The organism is Photorhabdus sp. RM71S (assembly GCF_042879355.1).
Taxonomy (GTDB): Bacteria; Pseudomonadota; Gammaproteobacteria; order Enterobacterales; family Enterobacteriaceae; genus Photorhabdus; species Photorhabdus kayaii.
In genome coordinates this window covers 67,469-92,594 of the sequence record NZ_JBHFKV010000006.1, presented here as the reverse complement: position 1 = coordinate 92,594, position 25,126 = coordinate 67,469, and the positions used below count along the sequence as shown (strand labels likewise).

Sequence of the window (25,126 nt, the reverse complement as noted above, 5' to 3'; positions counted from 1 at the left end):
TCGGGGAGGGTGTGAAGATTATCGCGCTATCTTTAGCGGTTGGTATGGGCGTTGCTCAACAACCGCTAATTTTACAGTTCACTCCTGATTGGCTGAAAACTTTACTCTCTTCCGGTATTGCTGCCGGTGGTCTGACAGCCATCACTCTTAATCTGGTATTTCCTCAGGAGAAATAATCTTCCTATAAATCTGATATCGGGTTACACATAATCAACTCATCACGCACGTATATTTCATCATCATCGCGCGTGATGATGATTTATCTCCTAGCGGTTGGAAGGCCAAACAAAATCATTACCAACCCAACCATCAAGATCGTATTCACTCATACACTGCTCAGCAAACCCTTTCAATTGATCCACTAAGCCCGTGGCTTGGGAAGCCAACAACACATCGACCCTGATAGCTTCATGGTTGCCGGAATAATTGCGCTCGTATAATTCATGCCTGCCAGCAAATTCCGTACCGATAGAGTCCCAAATCAGTTTCATGAGCTTGACTCGCTCAACTGCACTATAACCATTGGAGCCACGCATGTATTTATCAAGATAAGGAGACAATTCCGGGTTGGAAAAATCGCGGGCATGAGAGTTAATATAAATCAAGGCACTGCCCAGATCCTGTTCAATAATTTCTTTTACCCGCGGGTAACCCAACGTCATAAACCAACGATAAGCTATCCCATATTCGTACCGAGGCAATAAGGCATCTCCACGCCAAGGCTCCGGAGATTTAATCATCGCATCACTGAGCGCCCAAAACATATTACGCCATGACAATACTTCACCAACCCGTGCTTGCACGCCACGAAAATCCTTCGTACCCGTAGCTTCAACACCCTTAATAAGCAATCCAGAAAGAAAATCAAGTTTAACCGCCAATCGAGTCACACCATGCAACATAGCCCGATGAAAATAACCCGATTCAGCAAAAAATAACGAAACTTTATCCACATCTCCATAGATAAATATGTTTTCCCAAGGAACCTTCACTTTATCCAGAATCATTATCGTATCGTTCTCATCAAATCGGGACGAGAGCGGATAATCAAAAGGACTGCCCATTTTATCAGCTGCCATTGCGTAAGAAGGACGACAAATTAATTTCACTCCCGGGGTATTCATCGGCAAGGTAAAGACCAACGCAAATTCCCGTTTCTTTATTGGTAAACCGTAATGACCAATAAAGTTGTAGTGACTAATCGCCGATCCTGTGGCAACAACTTTAGCGCCGCTGACAATTAATCCATCATCACATTCTTTTTCAACATGAATACAAATATCCCCAATTTCATCAGGTGATAAATGACGATCTATTGGCGGATTAATAATCGAGTGATTCCAGTAAAACACGCTCTCCTGCGAACGGATATACCAGTTTTTTGCATTATCAGCAAAATCACCATAAATTTCCGGTTTTACGCCGAGCGAGGTAAGAAACGAAGCCTTATAATCAGGGCTTCTACCCAACCAGCCATAACTCATGCGAGCCCACGCGGCAATAGCATCACGATCAGCAATTAAATCTTGCTGTGAGCGCGGTATACGGAAAAAAGGATGTGTTACACCACAACTCCCCGTATCTGTCGCCGTGGTCAGTACGTCACGATAAGCAGGATCGTGCAAAGCGTCGTAGAGTTTCGCAACAGCTCGGGCCGGATTTTGAAAAGCAGGATGGTTGACAACATCGTGAATACGTTCACCATAAGCCCAGACTTCCCGACCATCATTTAGCCCATCCAGAAATTCCTTTCCATTAAGTGGGCGGGTTGTGCGGATATTACCTTCATCCGACGATTTTTGTTTCATATTTTCTGACATAGAAGATTCCTTACATTATTTATTTACCAGAAGATGGGTGAAAATAAACTATGCAGTGTTATTTCAAGCATCAATCAAATTGAGAAAGGAATAGAAAGGAATGACGAAAAAAAATACCATTATTCCATTTACAACCATCCACTAATACATTAATTCATTCAGATGTCATTGGCTATATTGTCATGCAATAAAATATAGATTTAATAATTATATTAATCACACAATATAATTATTAACAAATTAATACAAACATGCCAAGTCATTAATAAACACTTAGCACAAAAAACAAAAATACAATTAATCAAAGACTAATCCCAGAAGTTTATTTTAATAGAATAAAACGATAACGAATAATTGATTATTTCCCTCATTTCATATCCTGAAATTATTATAAATAACAACTAATATATACCCTATGGATTTCAAGTTGCATCGCGACGGCAAGGGAATGAATCCCCGGGAGCATAGATAACTATATGACCGGGGTGAGTGAGTGCAGCCATGAAGGATGACGGGTATAGTGACTTATTGGTATTTCTATTGTTAAATTATACAAATGTTACAAATAATAATTTCTCCTCGCTCATAACTTTTATTCACCATCTCTTGAGTGAACACAAAAATTACGGCATAAAAGGAAGCTATAAGCCGATTAAATTGGAGTCTGATGATGAGATGGTTAGGAAAATCGCTGGTTACTCTGTTATTACTGGTAATACTGGCAGTAATCACTGTTTATGTCGTGATGCAAACAAATTGGGGAACACATCAGCTTAGTCAATGGTTGAGTCATCACAGCCGTTATCGGGTTCAAATAGGCAATATCGAACATAACTGGTCACAACCGGGCACCCTGGCATTTTCCAATATTGTCATTAGCAATCAGCAACAGACTTTCATTTTAGCAGCTCAAGTTGTCGCATTCGATTTCAACTGGCAGCAACTTACTTCCCCGCGTCATTTTCATCGTCTGTTATTGCAACAGGGCCAATTAACAATCAAAGGCCAGCAACAATCCTTGCCTTTTAGCGCCAACATTCTACAACTTAATCAGATGGCTATTCAGTCAGAAAATGCAAGCTGGCAAATTCAAGGGCAAAACATCACTGGCGGTATCACCCCCTGGAACCCACAATCAAATACGTTGGCAGGGAATGGGGAATTTCAATTCAGCGCTGATAAACTGAATTTCAATGATATTTCTCTCGAAAAAGTCATTATACGAGGAGATAACCAGCAAAATACCCTCACTCTCCGTTCATTTGGTGCAACATTGGCACAGGGTGCGGTATCAGGTAATGGGCAACGTCTGCCTGATGGCAGCTGGCAGTGGGATAATTTACTTATCAGCAATATTCGTTGGCAAACGCCAATGACACTTGACGAGTTATTGCTAAAAACGGACAAATTACCCGCCGTTCGCATCAAAGATCTGAACCTTACGAATGCCAAGCTGGAAGGTAAAAACTGGTCTGCTAACTATCTGGATATCTCAGTAAAAAATGTCGGTTTGGCTAACGGCAACTGGCAGGCAAAAGAGGGCATTATTGATTTCAACGTTATGGATACTACGCTAAATGATCTTCATTTCACCGATGTTATTGGTCACCTTCTTCTTACAGGCAATGAACTCACTATTTCCAATCTCACTTCCCGTTGGGAAAAGGGATTATTCCACGTCAAAGGGCAATGGAATCACCAAACAAAACAATTCAACATCACCAATGCAACGGTTGCCAGTTTAACTTATACCTTGCCACAAAACTGGCATCAGTTGCTGAAAAAATCATTGCCTAAATGGATATCCGGATTCTCCATTAACGAGCTGACAATTAACAACAGCTTGTTGATTGATATTAACCCCGATTTTCCATTCCAACTTACTGCCCTCAGTGGTTATATCTATGACATGGAATTACTGAAAGAAGGGAAATGGGGAATCTGGCGTGGCTCTTCGAACTTAAGTGCCACCAGCGCAACATTTAACAAAGTTGAATTACGTCGCCCTTACCTTAAATTACATACAGAGGGAAATAAACTGATCCTCGACCAATTAGATGCCTCTGTTGATGATGGATTACTAAAAGTGAAAGGTACAGTAGATCAACAGGTACAGAAGCCATTTACTTTAGATTTCCGGGGAATAGATGCAGATTTAGCGATTTTGCCTCAATGGCGGTGGGTGCCGTTGAAATTACAGGGTAAAGGCAATTTCACGCTGTTAATACAGGGAGATCTTGCTGCTGATGATATTAAAAGTACTATCGATGGTTCATTGACTGCCACGGATAAACAATCAGGCAGCGAAACTCAAGTCATTAATAAGGGGCAAATATCCACACCAAACTGTGAAACTTGTCCGGTTGTTAAGCTATAGTAACGAATATTCGGGTACCTATGTGCCCGACTCAACCTTATAATAGTTATTTTCTATTTCAATCCATTAATAAAATCTCCGATCAGTATCAGCCGAAAAACCACACTAATATCGATGACATTAAAAACGCAATTAAATTTCACCAATGAAGTTGTAACAAGGTACAAAAAATGACGTGTATACTGCCTGAAGCCATTGAAAACAAACTGCAAAATTATGACCGTATTGTTGTCGGCGGCATCATCAGAGACCAAAATAGCCATATTCCGTTCTTACAACGAGCGCCTGATGAATCCCCGCCTAATCTCTGGGAAATTCCTTCCGGCGGTGTAGAAAAAGGAGAAAATCTATTACAAGCACTATCTCGTGAAATAACTATCTCGTGAAATAGAAGAAGAGACCGGACTGCTTCTTGATAATGTTATTGGTTTTCTCAGCGCGGTGGAATATTCTATTAAGCAGACTCTATGCCTTCAAGTAAATTTTAATGTCATATGCACAGGTGAAGTTAAGCTTTCTCCTGAACACACTCAATATATATGGAGCAATATAGCCAATTTCCGCACTAAACTTGATGATTTTATGCTGCGTGTACTCAACGAAGCTTAATTTTATAAAAACGACTCTTATTATTGCTACTGATGATATGAAAAATCCCCAGTGGCATATTTAATGCCACTGAGAAATCTAAGCGATAGCCGTATAAGCATTTGGCAATACCATATAGGTACCCGTAAATACCGCACCGATTCCCTGATCACCGCTAACAATCACATCCAATTTCACTCTCGCTTTACTGCCTTGTGCCAAACGAGCCAAATCGCCGCTCATATTTTTAAGATCGGCAACAGATTTTGGCCTGCCAACAACCGGTTTTTTGTAACGGATATCGGCATCAGCCAGAATGATATCACCACCTAGTTGACGTTCCTGTAACAACAGCCAGATCAATCCCCAACCGGTCAGGGTTGCCAGAGAAAACAGACTGCCAGCAAAGATAGTTTGGTGAGGATTTTGATTACCAGCTTCCGGCATGGTGGTAATAAAGCTCTGACCGGTATATTGAGAAATTCGTACCCCCATTTTTTCACTGAGGGGAATATGTTTGTACCAAGCCTGTTGCAGTTCGTTGCACCAATCTGGCCGGTGAAGAATATCATCAAGTGTTGCAACCGGCTTTATCATCAGAAAATGGCGAATGGGTGTCGTTTGTGGGCTAGCAATTAGCCCACGGTTTTCAAACCCCAATTTACTGAAAAACTCCACCGCATGTTCACGAGCACTGCATACTACCCGTTTAACACCCTCCTGACGGGCAACAGATTCCAAAGCCATTGCGATTAATTTTCCTAACCCTCTACCTTGCATGTTGGGATGCACTGCCAGAAAGCGGATTGCCCCTTCACTATCCGCATTGATATATAAACGCCCTACCGCCACCGGGTTCCCTTTCTCATCCACAACCATCTGATGATGAGCCATCGTGTCGTAACCATCTTTCTCAGAGCCTACAGGCTGATGCAATGGCTTACGCAACATTTCCCAACGAAATCGATAATATGCTTCCAGTTCTTGTTCTGTTTCAGGTACTCGCAGATGATACATAGAAACTGCCCCTTTCTTTTGCTCATGATGTTAATCGGGGATGGTTGCGTTCTACTGGCTATTTTTGGTTGCTAGACCTGCAACCAGAAAGTGACTGGCCCATCGTTTGTCAGGCTGACTTTCATATCGGCCGCAAACCGCCCGATTTCTGTTTTTACACCACTTTGGCGGCATAGTTCAACAAAATAGCGATATAATTCGTCGGCCTTATCTGGGGCGGCGCCACCGGAAAAACTGGGTCGCATGCCCTTTTGAGTATCGGCAGCCAGTGTAAACTGGGAGACAACTAACAAACTGCCTCCGATTTGTTGGACGTTCAAGTTCATTTTGTCCTGTTCATCACTGAATATCCGATACCCTATCACCTTCTCACACAACCGTTTTGCTTTCTGTTGATCATCTCCTTTCTCAACACCTAGCAACACCAGCAGGCCGTGACCAATTTCCCCAACCACTTCGTTCTTAACAACAACATTTGCCTGTGTTACCCGCTGGATTAACGCGATCATATTTTTCCTTTACTCAAATAATAGCATCAGCACACTATCCTTTGTTATCCGTTCAATCCCTCATTTTGTTCAGAAAAACCGCTTGCCTCGAAATAATCTGGCACTGTCTGCCTATTAACAACATGAACGCTATTGATCCCTAACGCACTGGCTGCTTCCACATTTTCCAGCACATCGTCAAAAAACACCGTCTGATCCGGTGAAAAACTTTCTGTCTCAAGCACATATTTGAAAATATCCGGTTCAGGTTTACGCATTGCCAAATCCTGCGACAAATAGAGGTAATCAGCGGATGCTGCAATTTCAGGATAATTATGAGCCCAGTAATCCAGGTGCAAACGGTTTGTGTTGGATAACACCACAACCCGGTGTCCCTCCTCACGTAATTTCTTCATTATCTGAATGACTTCAGGTCGAATATTAATAAAGATAGCATGCCATCCAGCAGCAAACTGCTCAAAACTGAGTGAAATATTCATTTCCTGACATAAAGTATCAGCGAATTCCAGATCAGTAATTTGACCACACTCATGTTTTTCAAACGTTTCTCCCATAGAGAAACTTTTAGTCAAAGTCGCAAGAGGTGTCCCGCTCAAATTACTCCATACCGCTAAAACTCTTTTAAAATCAATCTCAATAATCACATTACCCATATCGAAGATATATAACATAATTACCCCCTGGCTAATTAATAACTTTTTACTTTAATCGTATTTTCAATGAGAAAACAGTACGGACAAGTAAAAAGCGAATTACTTCACGGTATTTTTCTTACGAAACGATAAAGTAGCATCCAGATTAAAAAAGTCGAGTAAGGTGTTATAGTTATGTTGTGGTTCCTCCTCTGTATCGGCCTTCTTCTGGCTGGATATTTCATATATGGCAAGATTGTCGAAAAGATATTCACTATTCGACCAGAAAGAAAAACCCCTGCTCTTTCTATGGCTGATGGTGTTGATTACGTTGCTATGTCCACCCCAAAAGTTTGGTTAATTCAGTTACTAAATATTGCCGGCGTTGGTCCTATTTTCGGCCCAATTCTTGGTGCCCTCTATGGCCCGCTTGCCATGCTGTGGATTGTATTCGGCTGTATCTTTGCCGGTGCAGTACACGATTACTTCTCCGGTATGCTCAGTGTGCGTGCCAGCGGTGCATCCGTGCCCGTTATCGTTGGTAACGAACTGGGCAAAACCATGAAGCATTTCATGAACATATTTGCTGTTATTCTGCTGATGCTAGTTGGAGTCGTCTTTGTTTTGAGTCCAGCCGGCTTACTGAATAACTTGCTGAAAGAGGCAATGGGTTGGGATAACATTGCTATCTGGGTCGGTGTTATCTTTGCTTACTATATTCTCGCAACGCTGGTGCCTATTGATAAAATCATCGGTCGCCTTTACCCACTGTTTGGTGCATTGCTGCTGTTTATGTCTGTTGCGCTGATGGTCGGTTTAGCGATGAGCGATAAGCCTTTCTATTCACAAGGATTGGATTTCACCACTAACTTTAACCCGAAAGATCTGCCTGTCTGGCCATTGCTGTTTGTCACGATTGCCTGTGGCGCTATTTCTGGTTTCCACGCCACTCAATCTCCGCTGATGGCACGTTGTATGCAGAATGAAAAAAATGGCCGTTTCGTTTTCTACGGCGCAATGATTGGTGAAGGTATTATCGCGCTAATCTGGTGTACATTGGGCCTGAGCTTCTATGAAGATACTAACGCATTACAGGCCGTGATTGATCAAGGTACGGCCTCTCTGGTTGTTCACGAAGTGTCCACGTCTCTGTTAGGTACTGTCGGCGGTATTCTGGCAATCCTCGGTGTGGTGATTTTGCCAATTACTTCTGGCGATACTGCATTCCGTTCTGCCCGGCTTATTATTGCTGAATTCCTGAATATCCCTCAGCAACAAATGACCAAACGTCTGTTATTAAGTGTGCCAATGTTTATTGTCGGTTATCTGATTACCAAAACCGATTTCAATATCATCTGGCGTTATTTCGGTTGGGCGAACCAAACCACAGCAATGGTCATGTTATGGGCTGCTTCCGCATGGCTGCTGCGCCGTAATAAATTCCATTGGATTACCACCCTACCAGCCATGTTTATGACCGCGGTGTGCTTCACCTATCTAGCATTTGCACCAGAAGGTTTTGCGCTAAACTGGAATATCTCTGTTGTTATCGGCCTGGCAGCAATGGCGGTTGTCACAATTGCTTTCTTTGCAAAAGTCCGCTCTCAATTAGCTTCCGATAATATAAAAGCCAAAGCATTAAATGAGTAAAAACCCAAGAAGAGATTAAATATCACAACAGCCCCTCACGATAAAAAGTTGAGGGGTTTTAATTGCCCGTGATAAAAAACATTTATTCCTCCTGAAAATATCAGACGAGATATCACATGGATATTGATAATTTAAGCGTTACAGCCAGAACAATGAGTGTCTACATATTGCAAGTTATGCCAGAAGCACACGGCTCATTATCGTGACAAACAATGAAAAAGAATTCATCTGGGTAGAGGATTAATTGTAGAAAATTGGATAGATTAGGCCATTTAAAAGCAAACCTACGAATAGTCGTTAAATTGGGAAGTTTCCAGACAAAGATACGATTTGTCGTTTTTAATCGTTTCCTGCTTAACTATTAAATAAAAAACAACTCATTGAAACTCTCGCCAAATGATAATCACGCTAATCCTGCTGAATGGTGGCAAACATAAACAAGATTGACTACAATTGTTATTCGCAGCACACTACGTATAGTGTGTTAAATCATACACCATTCGAATACTAAAACTTTGCTTTAATAAATGTAGGTTTGTACGTTTTCAAATGCGATACCAAAGAGAACGACACCCATTAATGGCACCAAAGCTCTTCTTTTAATGGACAACTTGTCTTTGGATAATTGATCGCTTGTATCGAAGTAAACGATCCTAAACTGAGTTCGATAAATTCCCTACCCTGAAGAAAGCAATCTACTACAGGGAAAGGTCTTGAATGTTTTTAGAAAACAGGAGAATCAACCATGTATATGTTTTTACCTTTTTTACTCGCATTATTTGCGGTTATCACCACCCTATATGGAAAGTATAAAACGAGTTATACCCTATGGGGTCTTCTTTCGGTGACGACTGTAGCTTGGTTTATCCATCATGCAACCGATTCGTTAAATCTATCTTTTTAACGGGAGACAATCTGATGAATCAGGTATTAGCAACAAAACAACAGATCAGCGTCGGCATGATATTTAACCTCATTGGGTTATTTGCTATCAGTGCTGTTCTAACCCTTGCTTTCTATTATCAATTGGTCCTTTCCGAACTCCCTTGTCCATTATGTCTGCTACAGCGAGCAGGCATGATCATGATAGGGTTTGGTTTTCTGTTTAATCTGTGTTTTGGTATCAAAAGCGCGCACTATGGCTTATCTCTTATCGGCTGTGTCGTAACTGGCATTGTTGCGATCCGACAAGTATTTTTACATATCACGCCCGGTGATCTCGGTTATGGTTCCGCGCTTTTTGGTATACATTTCTATACTTGGGCCCTTATCTGCTCAGTTATCGCGATTATCGGCATATCAGTCATGCTGATATTGAAAAGCCTGGAAAAAACAACCGAAGAAAAGCAAAAGACGTCTGCCATCGGTCAGATTGTTATCGGATTATTTGTCATATTAATTACCGCAAATTTAATCTCCACTATTTTGGAGTGTGGCGGTGGGCAGTGTGATGACAACCCAACGTTCTATCAATTGCTCGGTAAATAATCTTCGATTTGTTCAATTTGAACAGACAAATCCCAGAAAACTCAGGGCGCCATTGGCGCCCTAAGCATTGGTATTGCAGGAAAGATTATGCTTCTTTACTGCGATACGCACGACGGCGTTCGTTTTCCGTCAAATAGCGTTTACGCAGACGAATAGATACCGGGGTCACTTCCACCAGCTCGTCATCATCAATAAACTCCAAAGCCTGCTCCAGGGTTTTCTTAATATGTGGAGACAGGGTTGTCGCTTCGTCAGTACCAGATGCACGGACGTTAGTCAGTTTCTTACCTGTCAGACAGTTAACTGTCAGGTCATTAGAACGAGAATGAATACCGATCACCTGGCCTTCATACACTTCTGCACCATGACCAAGGAACAACTTACCGCGATCCTGTAAGCTGTAAAGTGCATAAGCAACCGCTTTACCCTGACCATTGGAAATCATCACGCCGTTCTGACGGCGACCGATTTCACCCGGACGAATATCATCATAGTGGCTGAATGTTGCATACAGCAGACCGGTACCGGAGGTCATCGTCAGGAACTCAGTACGGAAGCCAATCAGACCACGGCTTGGAATAACATAATCAAGGCGCACACGGCCTTTACCGTCTGGCAGCATATCGCGCAGATCTGCTTTACGCTCACCCAAGGCCCGCATCACATCTCCCTGATGCTGCTCTTCAATATCCAGCGTTACTTGCTCGAAGGGTTCTTGCTTACGGCCATCGATCTCACGGAAGATAACTTTCGGACGGGATACCGCCAGTTCAAAACCTTCACGGCGCATGTTCTCAATCAGAACAGATAAGTGCAATTCACCACGGCCAGAAACACGGAACGCATCCGGATCTTCTGTTTCTTCGACACGCAGGGCGACATTGTGAACCAACTCTTTCTTTAGACGCTCAAGAATTTGACGTGAAGTGACATATTTGCCTTCACGTCCACAGAAAGGGGAGGTGTTAACACAGAAATACATGCTTACCGTCGGCTCATCAACAGCCAGCGGCGGCAGCGCTTCAACAGCATTAGTATCACACAGCGTATCGGAGATATTCAGCTCACCCAAGCCGGTAATCGCAACGATGTCGCCCGCTTCCGCTTGCTCACTCTCAATACGCTCCAACCCCAGATGGCCCAGTACCTTACCGATTTTACCGTTCCGGGTTTTACCTTCGCTATCAACAATCGTAACGTTCTGGTTTGGCTTAACAGTACCGCGCTTGATACGACCAATGCCGATAACACCGACATAATTATTATAGTCAAGCTGAGAAATCTGCATCTGGAATGAACCATTAAGGTCAACTTTCGGTGGCTCTACATGATCGACAATCGCCTGATACAACGGCGTCATATCTTCCGCCATATCATCATGATCAGTACCGGCAATTCCCATCAATGCCGATGCATAGATAATGGGGAAGTCCAGTTGCTCATCAGTCGCACCCAGATTGACAAACAGGTCAAACACCTGATCCACAACCCAATCAGGACGTGCGCCAGGACGGTCAACTTTGTTAATGACCACAATCGGTTTCAAACCATGAGCGAACGCTTTCTGTGTCACAAAACGGGTCTGAGGCATTGGCCCGTCCATAGCATCGACCAGCAATAGTACACTGTCAACCATAGACATAACACGTTCTACTTCACCGCCGAAATCGGCATGTCCCGGAGTGTCTACGATATTAATACGGTAGTCATTCCATTTAATGGCGGTATTTTTTGCGAGAATAGTAATTCCCCGCTCTTTCTCCAAATCATTGGAGTCCATCACACGCTCTGTCGCTGTCGCACGGTCACCGAAAGTACCGGATTGTTGCAGCAGCTTGTCAACCAGGGTAGTTTTACCATGGTCAACGTGCGCGATGATGGCGATATTACGCAATTTTTCGATCACAAACTTTGCCTCAGGCATTTTATAAATGGCGCGCTATTGTACACACATTGGTCGAAGGACTAAACAGGATCACAATAATCTATGCTTAACAACTTGATAACAATGAAATTGTGATCCCTTTCACGCCTATAAACAGACGCACTTTCGGCACAAATGCACTAATATTGTGCTTCGCAGTAACATAATTGCACCAATTTAGTGCAACATTCCCTAATATCAAGGTATCCCATCACGGGTATACTCACAACACAGTATATGGCAAGGCGTTAAAAAGTTGGCACGCTTTTCGCAAATGCTTTCGTGATTGAATTGATTTTCACAACTATTTGACTTTCACAACGATACCCTATGGATTTCAAGATGCATCGCGACGGCAAGGGAGCGAATCCCCGGGAGCATAGGTAACTTGACCGGGGTGAGCAAGTGCAGCCAACAAAGAGGTAACTTGAAAGATAACGCGTATATAAGTTTGCAAACGTGTAAATAGCCTTGTTAAGGTAAAACGATGTGACTGTGTTTTCTTTAGTCTTAACCACGACCATTTTATCAAGACCGACACAAACCAGGAGAAACCGAGTATGTCCGTTGAACATGTTTTAACCATGATTGAAGAGCATCAGGTGAAGTTTATTGATTTGCGTTTCACTGATACCAAAGGCAAAGAACAACATATGACCATTCCTGCTCATCAGGTTAATGCAGACTTCTTTGAAGATGGCAAAATGTTTGACGGATCTTCAATCAGCGGTTGGAAAGGGATTAACGAATCTGACATGGTACTGATGCCAGACTCAAGTACAGCCATGCTTGATCCCTTCTTTGACGATGCCACATTGATCCTACGTTGTGACATTCTGGAACCAGGCACCATGCAAGGTTATGATCGTGATCCCCGTTCCATCTCCAAACGTGCTGAAAACTTCCTGCGTTCAAGCGGAATTGCCGATACTGTCCTGTGTGGACCAGAACCTGAGTTTTTCCTGTTTGATGATGTGCGCTTCGGCAGTGCCATGTCTCATTCTTACTATTACATCGATGATATCGAAGCTGCATGGAATTCCGGGACGCAATACGAAGGCGGTAACAAAGGCCATCGGCCTGCGGTAAAAGGCGGTTATGCTCCGCTGCCTCCTGTTGATTCTTCGCAGGATTTACGTTCAGCGATGTGCCTGACGATGGAAGAGATGGGGTTGGTTGTAGAGGCTCACCATCATGAAGTAGGAACAGCAGGCCAAAATGAAATCGCTACCCGCTTTAACACTATGACCAAAAAAGCGGACGAAACCCAGATTTACAAATACGTCGTACATAATGTCGCGCACAATTTTGGCAAAACCGCAACCTTTATGCCAAAACCACTGGTTGGTGATAATGGCTCCGGTATGCACTGCCATATGTCTCTGTCTAAAAACAGCACTAACTTGTTTGCCGGTGACAAATACGGCGGTCTATCTGAACTAGCGCTATTCTACATTGGCGGTATTATCAAACATGCTCGTGCGCTGAACGCGTTTACCAACCCAACAACCAACTCTTATAAACGTTTGGTTCCGGGCTATGAAGCACCAGTGATGCTGGCCTACTCTGCCCGTAACCGTTCAGCATCTATCCGTATTCCCGTTGTCGCCAGCACCAAAGCTCGCCGTATTGAAGTACGTTTCCCTGATCCGGCAGCTAACCCTTATCTGGCATTCGCCGCTCAATTGATGGCTGGCCTTGACGGCATCATCAATAAAATCCATCCCGGTGATGCGATGGATAAAAACCTGTATGACCTACCACCGGAAGAAGCCAAAGAGATCCCCACTGTCGCCTCTTCTCTGGATGAAGCACTGGCAGCGCTGGATGCCGATCGCGAATTCTTGACCCGTGGCGGAGTATTCACCGATGACGCCATTGATGCTTATATTGACTTGAAAAACAGTGAAATAGAGCGTGTCCGTCTGACACCACATCCACTGGAATTTGAACTCTATTACAGTGTGTAATTAGCAGCGCCGTTTCCGCTGATCATTTTTTGTTGCCGTGAAACCTTTAGCCCATCTTCGGATGGGCCCTTTTCCTACCATCTAAATTTCAGGCTTTGACTAGGTTTTACGCTCGAACATGATACAGTGCACCAAAAAAGTGCAGGAGTGTGGATGAAAACGGAAAATCTGCCCGATAGCGGGCAAATATTAAATTCGCTCATTAACAGTGTACTGGTACTGGATACTGATCTCGTCATCCGCTATGCCAACCACGCAGCACTACAATTATTCGCTCAGAGTGCCCGTAAATTATTCGGTACACCTCTTCCAGTACTGTTCAGCTATTTTTCACTAGATACAGAATTGATGCGCTCTAGTCTGGTCAGTGGCCAGAGTTTTACTGATAACGAAGTAACATTAGTGGTTGAGAACCGCTTTCACATTATGTCGCTCAGTGCCCAACCAATTTCCGAGCAGTTCATCTTGCTGGAACTGGCACCTATGGATAGTCAACGCCGGTTAAGCCAAGAGCAGGTACAACAAGCTCAGCAGATAGCCGCACGGGAATTGGTTCGGGGGCTGGCACATGAAATCAAAAACCCCCTTGGTGGGTTGAGAGGAGCCGCACAATTACTGTCAAAAGCACTGCCTGATCCTGCTTTGCAGGAATACACCCAAGTGATTATTGAACAAGCCGACCGATTGCGCCATCTGGTAGACAGATTGCTTGGCCCACAACATCCGGGTGAACGAATTAAACAAAGCATTCATTATGTTGCTGAACGGGTCTCCCAATTAGTCTCGCTGGAAATGCCGGATAACGTCACACTGGTAAAAGATTATGATCCCAGTTTGCCAGAACTGGCCCACTATCCTGATCAAATTGAACAGGTATTGCTAAATATCACCCGTAACGCCTTACAAGCGCTAGAAAAACAGGGGGGAACCATTACCCTCCGCACTCGTACTGCTTTTCAAATTACCTTGCATGGCAAGCGCTATCGTCTGGCTGCCAGAATTGACGTGGAAGATAACGGGCCAGGTATCCCGCCACAAATTCAGGACACCTTGTTTTACCCAATGGTCAGTGCGCATGAAGGCGGAACAGGTCTTGGTCTATCCATTGCTCGCAATTTAATAGACCAACACTCCGGCAAAATAGAATTTACCAGTTGGCCGGGGCACACAGCATTTTCTATCTACTTACCAATTAAGAAATAGAGGATAACGATGCAACAGGGAAAAATCTGGATCGTCGATGATGACAGTTCAATCCGCTGGGTACTGGAGCGGGCGTTAAGTAACGCGGGGATGGAATGTACCAGTTTTGCAGACGCGGATAGCGCCCTGACCGCACTAGCCCAAAACACGCCTGATGTACTGATTTCGGATATCCGTATGCCGGGAATGAATGGGCTAAACCTATTGAATAATATCAAACAGAGCAACCCGTTGCTGCCAGTCATCATTATGACCGCTCATTCTGATCTGGATGCTGCGGTCAGTGCTTATCAGCAAGGGGCTTTTGACTACTTACCAAAACCCTTTGATATTGATGAAGCCGTTGCCTTGCTGGAACGAGCACTTAGCCACTCCCGCGATCAGAATCAGCCAACTAAAAACCCGCAGGTCGTCACACCCGTTTCTGACATGATAGGAGAGGCGCCTGCCATGCAGGACGTTTACCGCATTATCGGCCGCCTCTCCCGTTCCTCTATCAGCGTCCTGATTAATGGCGAATCCGGTACCGGAAAAGAGCTGGTGGCCCATGCGCTGCACCGTCACAGCCCACGGGCCAATGAGCCATTTATTGCCCTTAACATGGCAGCCATCCCTAAAGATTTAATTGAGTCAGAGTTGTTTGGTCATGAAAAAGGGGCTTTCACCGGCGCTAATCAAGTACGCCATGGGCGGTTTGAACAGGCTAATCGCGGTTCACTATTTCTTGATGAAATTGGTGATATGCCTCTGGACATTCAGACCCGTCTGTTACGGGTATTGGCGGAAGGCCAGTTCTACCGAGTTGGCGGTTATGCTCCCGTAAAAGTGGATGTGAGAATTATCGCGGCAACCCATCAGGATCTGGAACGTTTGGTAGAGCAAAGTAAATTCCGTGAAGATCTCTATCACCGCCTCAATGTTATTCGTATGCAATTACCGCCTTTACGTGACAGAGTAGAGGATATCCCTCGCCTGACCCGCCATTTCCTACAACAGACCGCCAAAGAGTTGGGCGTAGAAACAAAGATTCTCCATCCTGACGCAGAAATGGCCTTAATGCGCTTACCCTGGCCGGGCAATGTTCGCCAGTTGGAAAATATCTGCCGTTGGCTGACAGTCATGGCAGCAAGCCAAGAGGTACTGGTACAAGATTTGCCGCCTGAATTATTTGAAACTCATCATACCGAAATCGACATAACAACATCTGTAAATACCGTACCGGCAAATACGACAGCTACAAATACAACACCGGAAAACTGGCCGCAGCTACTTGCCCAGTGGGCAACAAGCGCCTTGGAAAACGGTCAGCAGGATCTGCTATCCGAAGCATTACCGTTATTGGAGCGTACCTTACTTGATTGTGCCCTTAAGCATACCAAAGGCCATAAACAAGAGGCAGCACGATTGCTAGGTTGGGGACGCAATACTATTACACGGAAGTTAAAAGAACTTGGGTTGGAGTAAGGAGATAATATCTCCATCCCTATAACCATTTTGTGGAATTTAATATATCAGATTCCCCATTAGCAGGATTAAATAACCGATCTCGATCACACTTTATACTATCCATTCAGACAAGGACACAATACTACACTAAAGCCGATGTCACTATTATTCCTGGCACGGGTAATACCGCTGGAATAAAAAAGCGACGTTGACAAAGTTTTTAGATTGATTAATCAAACCAGTGTTGAAATGCAGACAGTAAAACCACTTGATATAAAATTTTAGGGATCGTTATAACTGATTGACTAGCTGTATTATATCTGATAAAACCAGTATCAAGCGTGATTAATTTACGATCAATCGAGATAATAGAATCGACAAAAGGCAAGATTGAGCAGTATCTATCACCTTCCAGTTGAAGACGACAATTTTGTCCAAGAAACGGCGTATCTGAAAGAATAGCGCTTCCTGATAAGGAGAAACCCAATAACCTCAGAAATCCTGATGTACCTCATTGAGAATGTGTGACGCACTACCAACGTAGTTATATGCAGCTAACTTAACCCTGACCAAAGTTACAGGGGTATATTGAGTAATAACCTAATTTAAAAAAACCACAACCTCGGTTGTGATTTAGATTCAAACCAGTAATTATAGGGTTGGTTTAAAATAATGAAATGGTGTCGGATTATTATGGCAGTTATTTTGTTTTATTCTCTTTTCGTTGGTATGATGCAAGTATTGTCGCTTAATTTTTATGTTTTTCATGATTATTTTGGCTGGTGGAAAATTCCAGCCAAAGTGGCCGCTGCTATAGCCTCTCTTTACGTTTTTGTTCTACTTGTTAAGTTTTTTCCTCTTATTATTGTTATTTTTATATGTAGCTTGGTTATGGTGGTAAATGTATGGCATTGGTCATTATGGATTTCGATCCTTATACTTATTTGGCCGGTTATTGTTGTCTTGTCTTATTGCGTACTAACCAAAAGCCTGAAATATAATACATCAGACTAGTACTACAACCATAATTCTCTTTCCCAACAGACAATACATTCATAGAAAAGCTTAAATCATACTATTTCTCAGTATTGTAATTATCAGAAAAAATACAATCTCACACTGGAGCTGGCTACAAAGAATAACGGAACTTCATTACACATGTTGATTATTTTTTATAGAATAAATCAAAATATTTGGAATTTATATTTTATTTTACGGAAACCAATATCTGACATTGTACTTTTTTAGTGAATTTTTGTTACTTGATTGATATAGTTATTTTTATATAAATATGTTATCTTAATTTTTATTAATTAAGATAACATATGGATGACAGAGGTACATTAATGCAACAAATAAATAATGCTCTAGTTAATAGCTCAGTTATAGCTGAGGACAAACTAACTGTAATGATGATATTCTGCTTTCAATTATTATCATCTACAAATACAGATGAAGTTAATATGCATATCTCTGATGGTAGGGTATTAACACTGAAATTCGAAGAAAATTTAATTAATCATTGATTTGGAGCTTATGTATGGAATCTAGTATCGAAAATGACCTCTGGAAAGAGGTAGATCGGCAAAATGATTTGCTTTGGAGAATAGAAGAAGCTAAGCGTGTAGCGGGCCTCAGTCTCGAAAGGGCAGTAAATGACACTATAGAATTAGGTGAAGAGGTCGTAGATACTATAGGCTTAGGTATGAGACGTAAGCTCTGGCAACTTTCATATTTTTTTGACGGTTATGAAGATGTATACGGAAGGATAAAAGAAGAAGATCACAGAATGAAATTAAATCTGATGGATCTTAAAAATGAAAATAAAAGAAAATTCATTTCGAGAATAACAGAAATATATGTTGATGAAGTATTTAAAGGTAATGAAGAAAAGGAAAAAGAAAGAATATATGGAAAAATATTAAAATTTTCCGCTAAAGTGACAATAGGTAAATCAATTAAATTAAGTGTATCAGCTATAATAGCAGAAGCCATATATTTAAATTTAATTAAAAAAACCATAGTGAAAAATGTAGCCAAGCGATTTATAAGTGGATTATTAAATATTGCCCAATTTTATGGATATTATGAGAAAGCATCAATATCAGCAAATAGACTTAAAATAACATGTCCACAACTCTATTGGGCTTTGTATTTTCAAAAACTGGAAATGTTATATTTTATAGTTGAACCTGAATTAGAAAAAGGAATTTATTTAATAGAAGGATTTAGGAATAAGCAGGTCAGCGAAGAAGAAGTTGCACGTGTACTTGCACATATGATGGGTGATTGAATTTATATATGAAAAATAAAACATTTAGTAAAGGGTGGTTCAAAAATCTTTTTTATGTATTTATTAAAGAATTATTGTGGTCAAATATGCCCGTTGTAGCCATTTTTATATGGGGGATTGTATCAGTGTATTTCTTCCCCGATGAATGGTGGATTGCATCTTTAATAGGAAGTATTGTAATTGTTGTTCTATTTCTTGTTCTCACATATTTAAGTGAAAGAAAAAAAAGCTAAGCATATATGCTTAGCTTTAATTTTTAATAAATTCGTTCATCCCATATACTATAGGCTGATGTTCCTGCTGTTACATGGTTCCATGTAATGGATTTATATTTAAGAAAAATTTTCTCATACGGCATTAACTCATTACTATTAATTGAATTTGGATAAGTACAGGAAATATCAACAATAGTTGCTTCTGTAATTTTTACTTCATAAAAAATCTCTGACTGCCCTGTCTGACTTGTCCTATAAAAAATAAAAACACCATTCAATGATTCGTTAGAATCTATAGCCATAGCCAACAATGGGGATGATTTATCAATAGGCTTGATAAATTGTATGGGATGATGACTTACGTTCTGGTTACGAGTTATTGCGTGATTTAGACTGAGTACCTGTATTTGATCTTCATGTCCTTTTTGGTATCGATTCCCTATAGAATCGAGGGTTGAGCATCCAGCTGATATTAAGCCTTGTTTCTTACCATTTAATGTTAGATAAATCATGTATGACATAAAGATTACCATCCTAGTTTTTTATTCAAATGATGTTAACTCGATATTTGGGCTAAAGAAAAAAGTAACTTAACATATAAAAAACTTATGAATACCGGAAGGATTTTTTCAGTGAAAAGTTAACTGTGTTTCCCTCCAAAACATAGCTCACGAGCAGTTAAAATCACATACTCGGCCCATAATTACGATAAGGTTTATTTTTCAGCGCCGGTTGCTCTAACTTCTGCTACCTTATCGCTTGTTCTGTTTGTAAAAACTCTCAAACTGTTGGAGCTGCGCTGTCCATTCGGTCACACAATTGTTTAAGTAATCGACTTGTTTCAACAACGTGACGTTTTCTTCCGAGGCTCACTCGAACATGTTTTGCAAGGAGAACTCTATTTACGATTTTGTATAATTGCCCTTTTATTTAAATAGATATATACCTGTGCTCATTGAAACTGCTTGATTTTCGCCCAAATGAGGTTCAGGGTATCCGTCATGAAAATATTCATTACCGATGAACAAAAAGCCGAACTTGAACACCTCTATCACACCTGCCGTGATAAGAGAGAGTGTGATCGCATCAAAGCGGTCCTCCTGGCCTCTGAGGGCTGGAGTTCTGTCATGATCGCTCAGGCCCTGCGTCTTCATGAAACGACCGTTAATCGTCATATCAGCGATTACCTTAATCACCGTAAAATCAAGCCCGAAAATGGCGGCTCTCAGAGCCATCTCAGCGAAACACAGACTCAGGAACTTATCGCCTATCTGACCGCGAATCTTCTGCCTACCACACAGGCGATTATCCGCCTTGTCAAAGAAGCGTGGGATATCCGTTACACCGTTCCCGGCATGAATAAATGGCTACGCCACAAGGGATTCAGTGATAAAAAGCCGACCGGCGTGCCACACAAGTTCAACGCGGAACAGCAGCGGGCCTTTATAGAAACCTACGGGAAACTCAAGCAGGAAGCCGGAGACCATGAGCCCATCCTGTTCATTGATGGCGTCCATCCCACGCAGGGGACGAAACTGGCTTATGGCTGGATGCGTAAAGGTCAGAAAACCGCGGTGAAAACCACGGGAAGCCGTACCCGTCTGAACCTGATGGGTGCCCTTAATCTGGCTGATATTAGTAAAATGGTCGTACGCGAGTATGACCGTATCGACAGTTATCACATCGCCGAGTTTTTCATTGCCATCCGTGAGACCTATCCGGTCAGTCAGAAGGTTCATATTATCCTTGACGGAGCCGGTTACCACCAAAGCAGGCTGGTGAAAGACTGGACTTATGTGATGAATATTGAGCTTCATTACCTGCCGCCGTACAGCCCGAATCTGAACCCGATAGAAAGGCTGTGGAAGGTGATGAATGAACAAGTCAGGAATAACCGTTATTTCGCCTCGACGACCTTGTTCAAGCAGGCAATACATCGCTTTTTTACGGAAATATTACCGGAACTGGCCGGGAACCTGTCGTGCCGTATTAATGACAACTTCCAGGTTATGAATCCTGCATCTTCAAGTTAAGCGGGTATAGGTAAATGAGGTTAAGTAAAAACTATAAAACCGGATACCCAAATGTAAAATAAAAAATTTTAACGAGGTTAAAACCTTCTTATTTAAAAACCATGCTCTGAACAATCAAATCACCCTTGAAAACTGACGCTGGTGAATCTGTTGGCGTAAATAAATATCAAAACACATACAGATATTACGAATCAGTAACCGGCCTCGTGGCGTTACCCAAATCTGTTTCTCATTCACTTCAACCAATCCATCTTCAACCAATGGCGCTAATAATTGCAAATCTTCTGCGAAATAGCGGGTAAAACTCAGCCCATATTGCTGCTCAATATCGGCAAAATTTAGACGGAAATTACAGATAAGCGCTTTAATAACATCACGGCGAATACAATCATCTCGGGACAAAGTTAAACCACGCCATAAGGCATGCCCCTGTTTTTCTAATTCCGCATAATAGGTTTTTAACTCTTTTTGATTTTGGCAATAACTATCGCCCAACATACTGATAGCAGAAACTCCCAAGCCTAGCAGGTCACACTCTTCCTGAGTGGTATAACCCTGAAAATTGCGATGTAATTTCCCTTCCCGCTGAGCGACTGCCAGTTCATCATCCGGGCGAGCAAAATGGTCCATGCCGATAAACTGATAACCATTGTTTGTCAGCGTTGCAATTGTTTCTTGCAATATATCCAGCTTTTGCTCGGCACTCGGTAAATCATGCGCTTTGATTTTACGTTGAGCAGCAAATAAGTTCGGCAAATGAGCATAATTGAAAATACTCATTCTATCCGGTGACAATGCTAATACTCGCTCCAGAGTGAAAGCAAAGCTCTCTGGTGTTTGTTTCGGCAGACCATAGATCAGGTCAATACTAGTGGAATTAAAACCCGTTTTGCGGGCACGGGCAACCAAAGCAAAGATAAACTCTTCATCCTGTTCACGGTTCACCAGATGCTGAACTTCTTTATTGAAATCCTGCACACCCATGCTCAGACGGTTAAAACCTTTATTGCGCAAGTGATCAATCATATCCAGTTCAATTTCACGTGGGTCAATTTCAATGGAAATTTCAGCATCTGGCAGAAAATCAAAATGGTTACGCAACAATCCCGTCAATTTACTGATTTGGTCTTTATCAAGGTAGGTTGGTGTACCACCACCCCAATGCATCTGACTCACTTTACGGCCAGAAAACAACTTTGCCCGGTCACGAATTTCCCGTTCAAGCCATTGCAAATATTCATCCGCTTTATGCTTTTGACGGGTGACCAGTTTATTACAACCACAGAAATAACAGAGCTTATGGCAAAACGGGATATGGAGGTAGAGAGAAAGCGGTCGTTCAGGGTAACAGGTAGCAGCCTGGATAAATGCTGCATTGTCATACTGTTGATTGAATTCCAGCGCCGTAGGATATGAAGTATAACGAGGGCCGGAATAATTGTATTTCTGGATCAAAGGCAGATCCCAAACGATGGCTTGCTCAGACATGCTTATCCCTTCCGATGTTTTTGCCCATCAAAACGTAACGCTTTCATATGCTTAATATGTTGCGCCGTTGTGACTCTGCGCAGCCGGGTTTTACGCCGCGATAATCGCCATAGTTTACCCAATAACCATAGCAAATAACATACTAATAGTATGGTTATTAGGATCAACCCGCCTCTGATCATGGGAGATTAAATTATTTACCTTTCAACAGTTGCATAATGTCATCCTGCTTCTCTTCTTCACTCTCTTCCTCATCCAGCTTAATACCTAACTCTTCCATCAGAGCATCAATCCGATCCAGCGTAGTGTCAACATAAGCATGCTCTTCTTTAGACAGACTTTCGCCATTTTCCAGACGCTCTAACAATGCATCCAGACGATCGTCGTTTTCCAGCATCGCTAACTCTTCTTGTAGCGATAAACGTGGTTTTGTCTCGACCTTATTAGCAATGACAGGTTTTGTCGGTTGTTCTCCAACGATCAGCGGAACAGGTACTTTACTGCCAAGACGTGGATCACGTTGCTGTTTGCCTGACTGATGTTTATCACCGCTCTGCTCCTGATTGCGGTTACCGGGCGGATTGCCGCGATGTTTTTTCTCACGCTTACGTGCACGCCCTTCCGCATTCAATTCTTCGCGGTTTTTTCTTTTCTGTTTACTAGCAGATGTTTTGGCTGGTGCTTTTTTCTTTAACGGGTTCATAGCCGGTTACTCAGTTTGGTTTATCAGGGTATTGCTGCGCCGGAATCTAGCAGAAACTGCACATATAGAAAAGCGCCGTGAATAACTCTTTATCTTTTAAAAAATATAGCCAAAAATCTCTTATCATTCATGCATGGTTTAACCATCAACAAATATTCTATTACTCTTAGCTTTCAATAAATGATAAATCGATATGCCTATTTTTGATACTTCTTGCTATAAATACGTTTACTTGTGGGTAGTTGGTTATGCTTTGTTATGGATGATAGTGAGTTATTCATTCGACCCAACCGTCCCTTATGATGCCGTCGAAGCATTGAACTGGGGAAAAAACGGCGAATGGGGTTCACCTAAAAATCCGTGGTTAGTGGGTGTAATGATGCTGCCTGCTATCCATATAAGCGGTGTTTCATTGAGTTTTTACTGGTATTTCATTCACTTTATTGCTATCGCGATTGGCATGCTCGGTGTATGGCATCTGGCGTTCCGGCTAACAAGGAAAAAAGAGCTGGCATGGCTTGCCATGCTGACATTGAACCTATCCGGTATTATTAACTTTGATATTATTCCTTACAACGATAATTATCTGCTAATTATGCTATGGCCGTGGGCTATGCTGTTCTTTCTACGAGCCGTGTATGACAATCCGCGTTGGTGGCTGGCATTTGCCCTCAGTTCCGGGCTGGCAGCAATGGGGAAATACTCCACATTGGCACTGGTTGGTTCGGTTTTTCTGTTGACTCTATTTGTGCCTAAAGTTCGACAATGTTACCGCCAACCCGCGCTCTATATCGCACTGGTTATCTGGTTTGTGCTGGTACTGCCTAATTTCTGGTGGCTATGGAACAATGATTTTGCCGCTTTCAAATGGGTAGATTCACAAATAGATAATGGATTTAATCTACACACTACCCGATCGTTATTATCGGTATTTTATCCGCTGATTATCGTTGGCATTATTATCTATCAGCTTGGCGGCCGTATTAGCTGGCCGAAGGAGCAACCGAACCGATTGGTAAACATTATCATCTTGTTGCCATTACTGATTATCTACTGCTGGTTCTCATTCAATAAGGGGGGAAGAATGACAGAATGGCTGCACCCCTTTATGTCCGTTTCATCAGCGCTGTTGGTTGGTTCTATTACTCGTTTTCCACAGAAATCATTACGCAATACCCTGAGAGGGCTGATTGTCGTCGCAGGGTTGATTCTGATGGGATATGTACTGATTATGGCAGCCAATATTCGCGGCGCCGGCCATAAATTCGAAGGTATCAAAGATTTTTCCTGGCAACTGGAACAACGCTGGCATCAACGCTATTCGACACCGCTCCATTATGTCGGGGGCGAATACTTGCATCAGTGGCTGACTGTTTACGCGCCAAGTCAGCCAGAGACTATTCAACCTTGGATATCAGGAGAGCAGGCACCCAATATCTACAACCGCCATGTTAAGGAAAGCGATATTATACGTGACGGTGCTATTCTGGTAGGTGCAAAGGGAAAAACCTGCGAACAAGAAGATTTTCACAGTGTTTTGCAAGACTGGTCAAAATTAAGAATAAATAGTAAGGAAGAATTTCTTTTCCAGCCCGAACCTGAAACGAAACCAATACTGATCTGCGTAGGTTTTGTGTCACCGGAAAAATATCAGTAGTTTTCTCTGAAATTTGAAAGCCTGATTTAACAGGCTTTCAACATTTCATACGCCTTTAGCATCATGGCAATATACAGTATTGTCTACAGAGTTATATGTAATGTTACTCTTTG

The 25,126-nt window shown here is 42.3% G+C and carries 21 protein-coding genes and 1 pseudogene; 14 read left to right on the top strand and 8 right to left on the bottom strand.

Annotated features, from left to right (window positions below; translation table 11 throughout):
* Positions 1–14: 14 nt before the first annotated feature.
* Positions 15–176 (top strand): annotated as a pseudogene (locus ACGF5R_RS05405) (xanthine permease XanP); the annotation flags it as partial.
* 90 nt (positions 177–266) lie between these two features.
* On the opposite strand, the gene ACGF5R_RS05400 reads toward ACGF5R_RS05405, so the two are convergent.
* Positions 267–1,820 carry a 4-hydroxyphenylacetate 3-hydroxylase family protein gene (locus tag ACGF5R_RS05400; protein WP_112878917.1) on the bottom strand — a complete coding sequence of 518 codons (1,554 nt, stop codon included), beginning with the start codon at positions 1,818–1,820 and terminating at the stop codon, positions 267–269.
* Between the two features lie 667 nt (positions 1,821–2,487).
* On the opposite strand from ACGF5R_RS05400, the gene ACGF5R_RS05395 reads away from it, so the two are divergent.
* Positions 2,488–4,197, top strand: a complete 1,710-nt coding sequence (locus tag ACGF5R_RS05395) for an AsmA family protein (RefSeq protein ID WP_240000846.1) — start codon at positions 2,488–2,490, stop codon at positions 4,195–4,197.
* 170 nt (positions 4,198–4,367) lie between these two features.
* Entirely contained in the window at positions 4,368–4,583 is a 216-nt protein-coding gene (locus ACGF5R_RS05390; RefSeq protein WP_387690015.1) for an NUDIX hydrolase, read from the top strand.
* Between the two features lie 301 nt (positions 4,584–4,884).
* On the opposite strand, the gene fabY is transcribed toward ACGF5R_RS05390, so the two are convergent.
* The 3 genes from fabY to yihX form a co-directional block, all read right to left on the bottom strand.
* Entirely contained in the window at positions 4,885–5,802 is a 918-nt protein-coding gene (gene fabY / locus ACGF5R_RS05385; protein ID WP_112878919.1) for a fatty acid biosynthesis protein FabY, read from the bottom strand.
* A 71-nt stretch (positions 5,803–5,873) separates the two neighbouring features.
* Positions 5,874–6,311: a D-aminoacyl-tRNA deacylase gene (gene dtd / locus ACGF5R_RS05380; protein WP_112878920.1), complete on the bottom strand. Its 438-nt coding sequence runs from the start codon at positions 6,309–6,311 to the stop codon at positions 5,874–5,876.
* Between the two features lie 44 nt (positions 6,312–6,355).
* Entirely contained in the window at positions 6,356–6,982 is a 627-nt protein-coding gene (gene yihX / locus ACGF5R_RS05375; protein WP_387690014.1) for a glucose-1-phosphatase, read from the bottom strand.
* Between the two features lie 156 nt (positions 6,983–7,138).
* On the opposite strand from yihX, the gene ACGF5R_RS05370 reads away from it, so the two are divergent.
* The 3 genes from ACGF5R_RS05370 to ACGF5R_RS05360 all read left to right on the top strand — a co-directional run bounded on the left by ACGF5R_RS05370 (position 7,139) and on the right by ACGF5R_RS05360 (position 10,081).
* Positions 7,139–8,593, top strand: coding sequence for a carbon starvation protein A (locus ACGF5R_RS05370; protein ID WP_387690013.1), 1,455 nt, complete (start codon positions 7,139–7,141; stop codon positions 8,591–8,593).
* Positions 8,594–9,338: 745 nt separating this feature from the next.
* Entirely contained in the window at positions 9,339–9,497 is a 159-nt protein-coding gene (locus ACGF5R_RS05365) for a DUF5993 family protein (RefSeq protein WP_157852135.1), read from the top strand.
* A 14-nt stretch (positions 9,498–9,511) separates the two neighbouring features.
* Positions 9,512–10,081, top strand: coding sequence for a disulfide bond formation protein B (locus tag ACGF5R_RS05360; protein WP_112878923.1), 570 nt, complete (start codon positions 9,512–9,514; stop codon positions 10,079–10,081).
* A gap of 85 nt (positions 10,082–10,166) precedes the next feature.
* On the opposite strand, the gene typA is transcribed toward ACGF5R_RS05360, so the two are convergent.
* A complete protein-coding gene (gene typA, locus ACGF5R_RS05355) occupies positions 10,167–12,005 on the bottom strand; it encodes a ribosome-dependent GTPase TypA (protein ID WP_387690012.1) in 1,839 nt (612 codons plus the stop codon).
* Between the two features lie 560 nt (positions 12,006–12,565).
* On the opposite strand from typA, the gene glnA reads away from it, so the two are divergent.
* The 6 genes from glnA (at position 12,566) to ACGF5R_RS05325 (ending at position 19,150) form a co-directional block, all read left to right on the top strand.
* On the top strand, positions 12,566–13,975 hold the full coding sequence (gene glnA, locus ACGF5R_RS05350; RefSeq protein WP_262980587.1) for a glutamate--ammonia ligase: 1,410 nt from the start codon (positions 12,566–12,568) through the stop codon (positions 13,973–13,975).
* Between the two features lie 153 nt (positions 13,976–14,128).
* Positions 14,129–15,178 carry a nitrogen regulation protein NR(II) gene (glnL, locus tag ACGF5R_RS05345; RefSeq protein ID WP_113041197.1) on the top strand — a complete coding sequence of 350 codons (1,050 nt, stop codon included), beginning with the start codon at positions 14,129–14,131 and terminating at the stop codon, positions 15,176–15,178.
* A 9-nt stretch (positions 15,179–15,187) separates the two neighbouring features.
* Positions 15,188–16,642 carry a nitrogen regulation protein NR(I) gene (gene glnG / locus ACGF5R_RS05340; protein ID WP_387690011.1) on the top strand — a complete coding sequence of 485 codons (1,455 nt, stop codon included), beginning with the start codon at positions 15,188–15,190 and terminating at the stop codon, positions 16,640–16,642.
* Between the two features lie 675 nt (positions 16,643–17,317).
* Positions 17,318–17,638 carry a hypothetical protein gene (locus ACGF5R_RS05335; RefSeq protein ID WP_387690010.1) on the top strand — a complete coding sequence of 107 codons (321 nt, stop codon included), beginning with the start codon at positions 17,318–17,320 and terminating at the stop codon, positions 17,636–17,638.
* A gap of 526 nt (positions 17,639–18,164) precedes the next feature.
* The gene (locus ACGF5R_RS05330) at positions 18,165–18,917 is read left to right on the top strand and encodes a hypothetical protein (protein WP_112878930.1); all 753 of its coding nucleotides are present in this window, start codon (positions 18,165–18,167) and stop codon (positions 18,915–18,917) included.
* An 8-nt stretch (positions 18,918–18,925) separates the two neighbouring features.
* Positions 18,926–19,150: a hypothetical protein gene (locus tag ACGF5R_RS05325; RefSeq protein WP_049583998.1), complete on the top strand. Its 225-nt coding sequence runs from the start codon at positions 18,926–18,928 to the stop codon at positions 19,148–19,150.
* Between the two features lie 23 nt (positions 19,151–19,173).
* Here ACGF5R_RS05325 and ACGF5R_RS05320 read toward each other — a convergent pair whose 3' ends face one another.
* Positions 19,174–19,653 (bottom strand): Hcp family type VI secretion system effector, encoded by a 480-nt coding sequence (locus tag ACGF5R_RS05320; RefSeq protein WP_387690008.1) that lies wholly within the window; start codon positions 19,651–19,653, stop codon positions 19,174–19,176.
* Between the two features lie 459 nt (positions 19,654–20,112).
* On the opposite strand from ACGF5R_RS05320, the gene ACGF5R_RS05315 reads away from it, so the two are divergent.
* Positions 20,113–21,165 (top strand): IS630 family transposase, encoded by a 1,053-nt coding sequence (locus tag ACGF5R_RS05315; RefSeq protein ID WP_387690006.1) that lies wholly within the window; start codon positions 20,113–20,115, stop codon positions 21,163–21,165.
* A gap of 114 nt (positions 21,166–21,279) precedes the next feature.
* Here ACGF5R_RS05315 and hemN read toward each other — a convergent pair whose 3' ends face one another.
* Both hemN and yihI read right to left on the bottom strand, forming a co-directional pair.
* Positions 21,280–22,653: an oxygen-independent coproporphyrinogen III oxidase gene (hemN, locus tag ACGF5R_RS05310; protein WP_112879714.1), complete on the bottom strand. Its 1,374-nt coding sequence runs from the start codon at positions 22,651–22,653 to the stop codon at positions 21,280–21,282.
* Positions 22,654–22,846: 193 nt separating this feature from the next.
* Positions 22,847–23,356, bottom strand: coding sequence for a Der GTPase-activating protein YihI (yihI, locus tag ACGF5R_RS05305; RefSeq protein WP_112879712.1), 510 nt, complete (start codon positions 23,354–23,356; stop codon positions 22,847–22,849).
* Positions 23,357–23,549: 193 nt separating this feature from the next.
* Between yihI and ACGF5R_RS05300 the strand changes: the two genes are divergently transcribed.
* Entirely contained in the window at positions 23,550–25,013 is a 1,464-nt protein-coding gene (locus ACGF5R_RS05300) for a glycosyltransferase family 39 protein (RefSeq protein ID WP_112879711.1), read from the top strand.
* Positions 25,014–25,126: the final 113 nt, after the last annotated feature.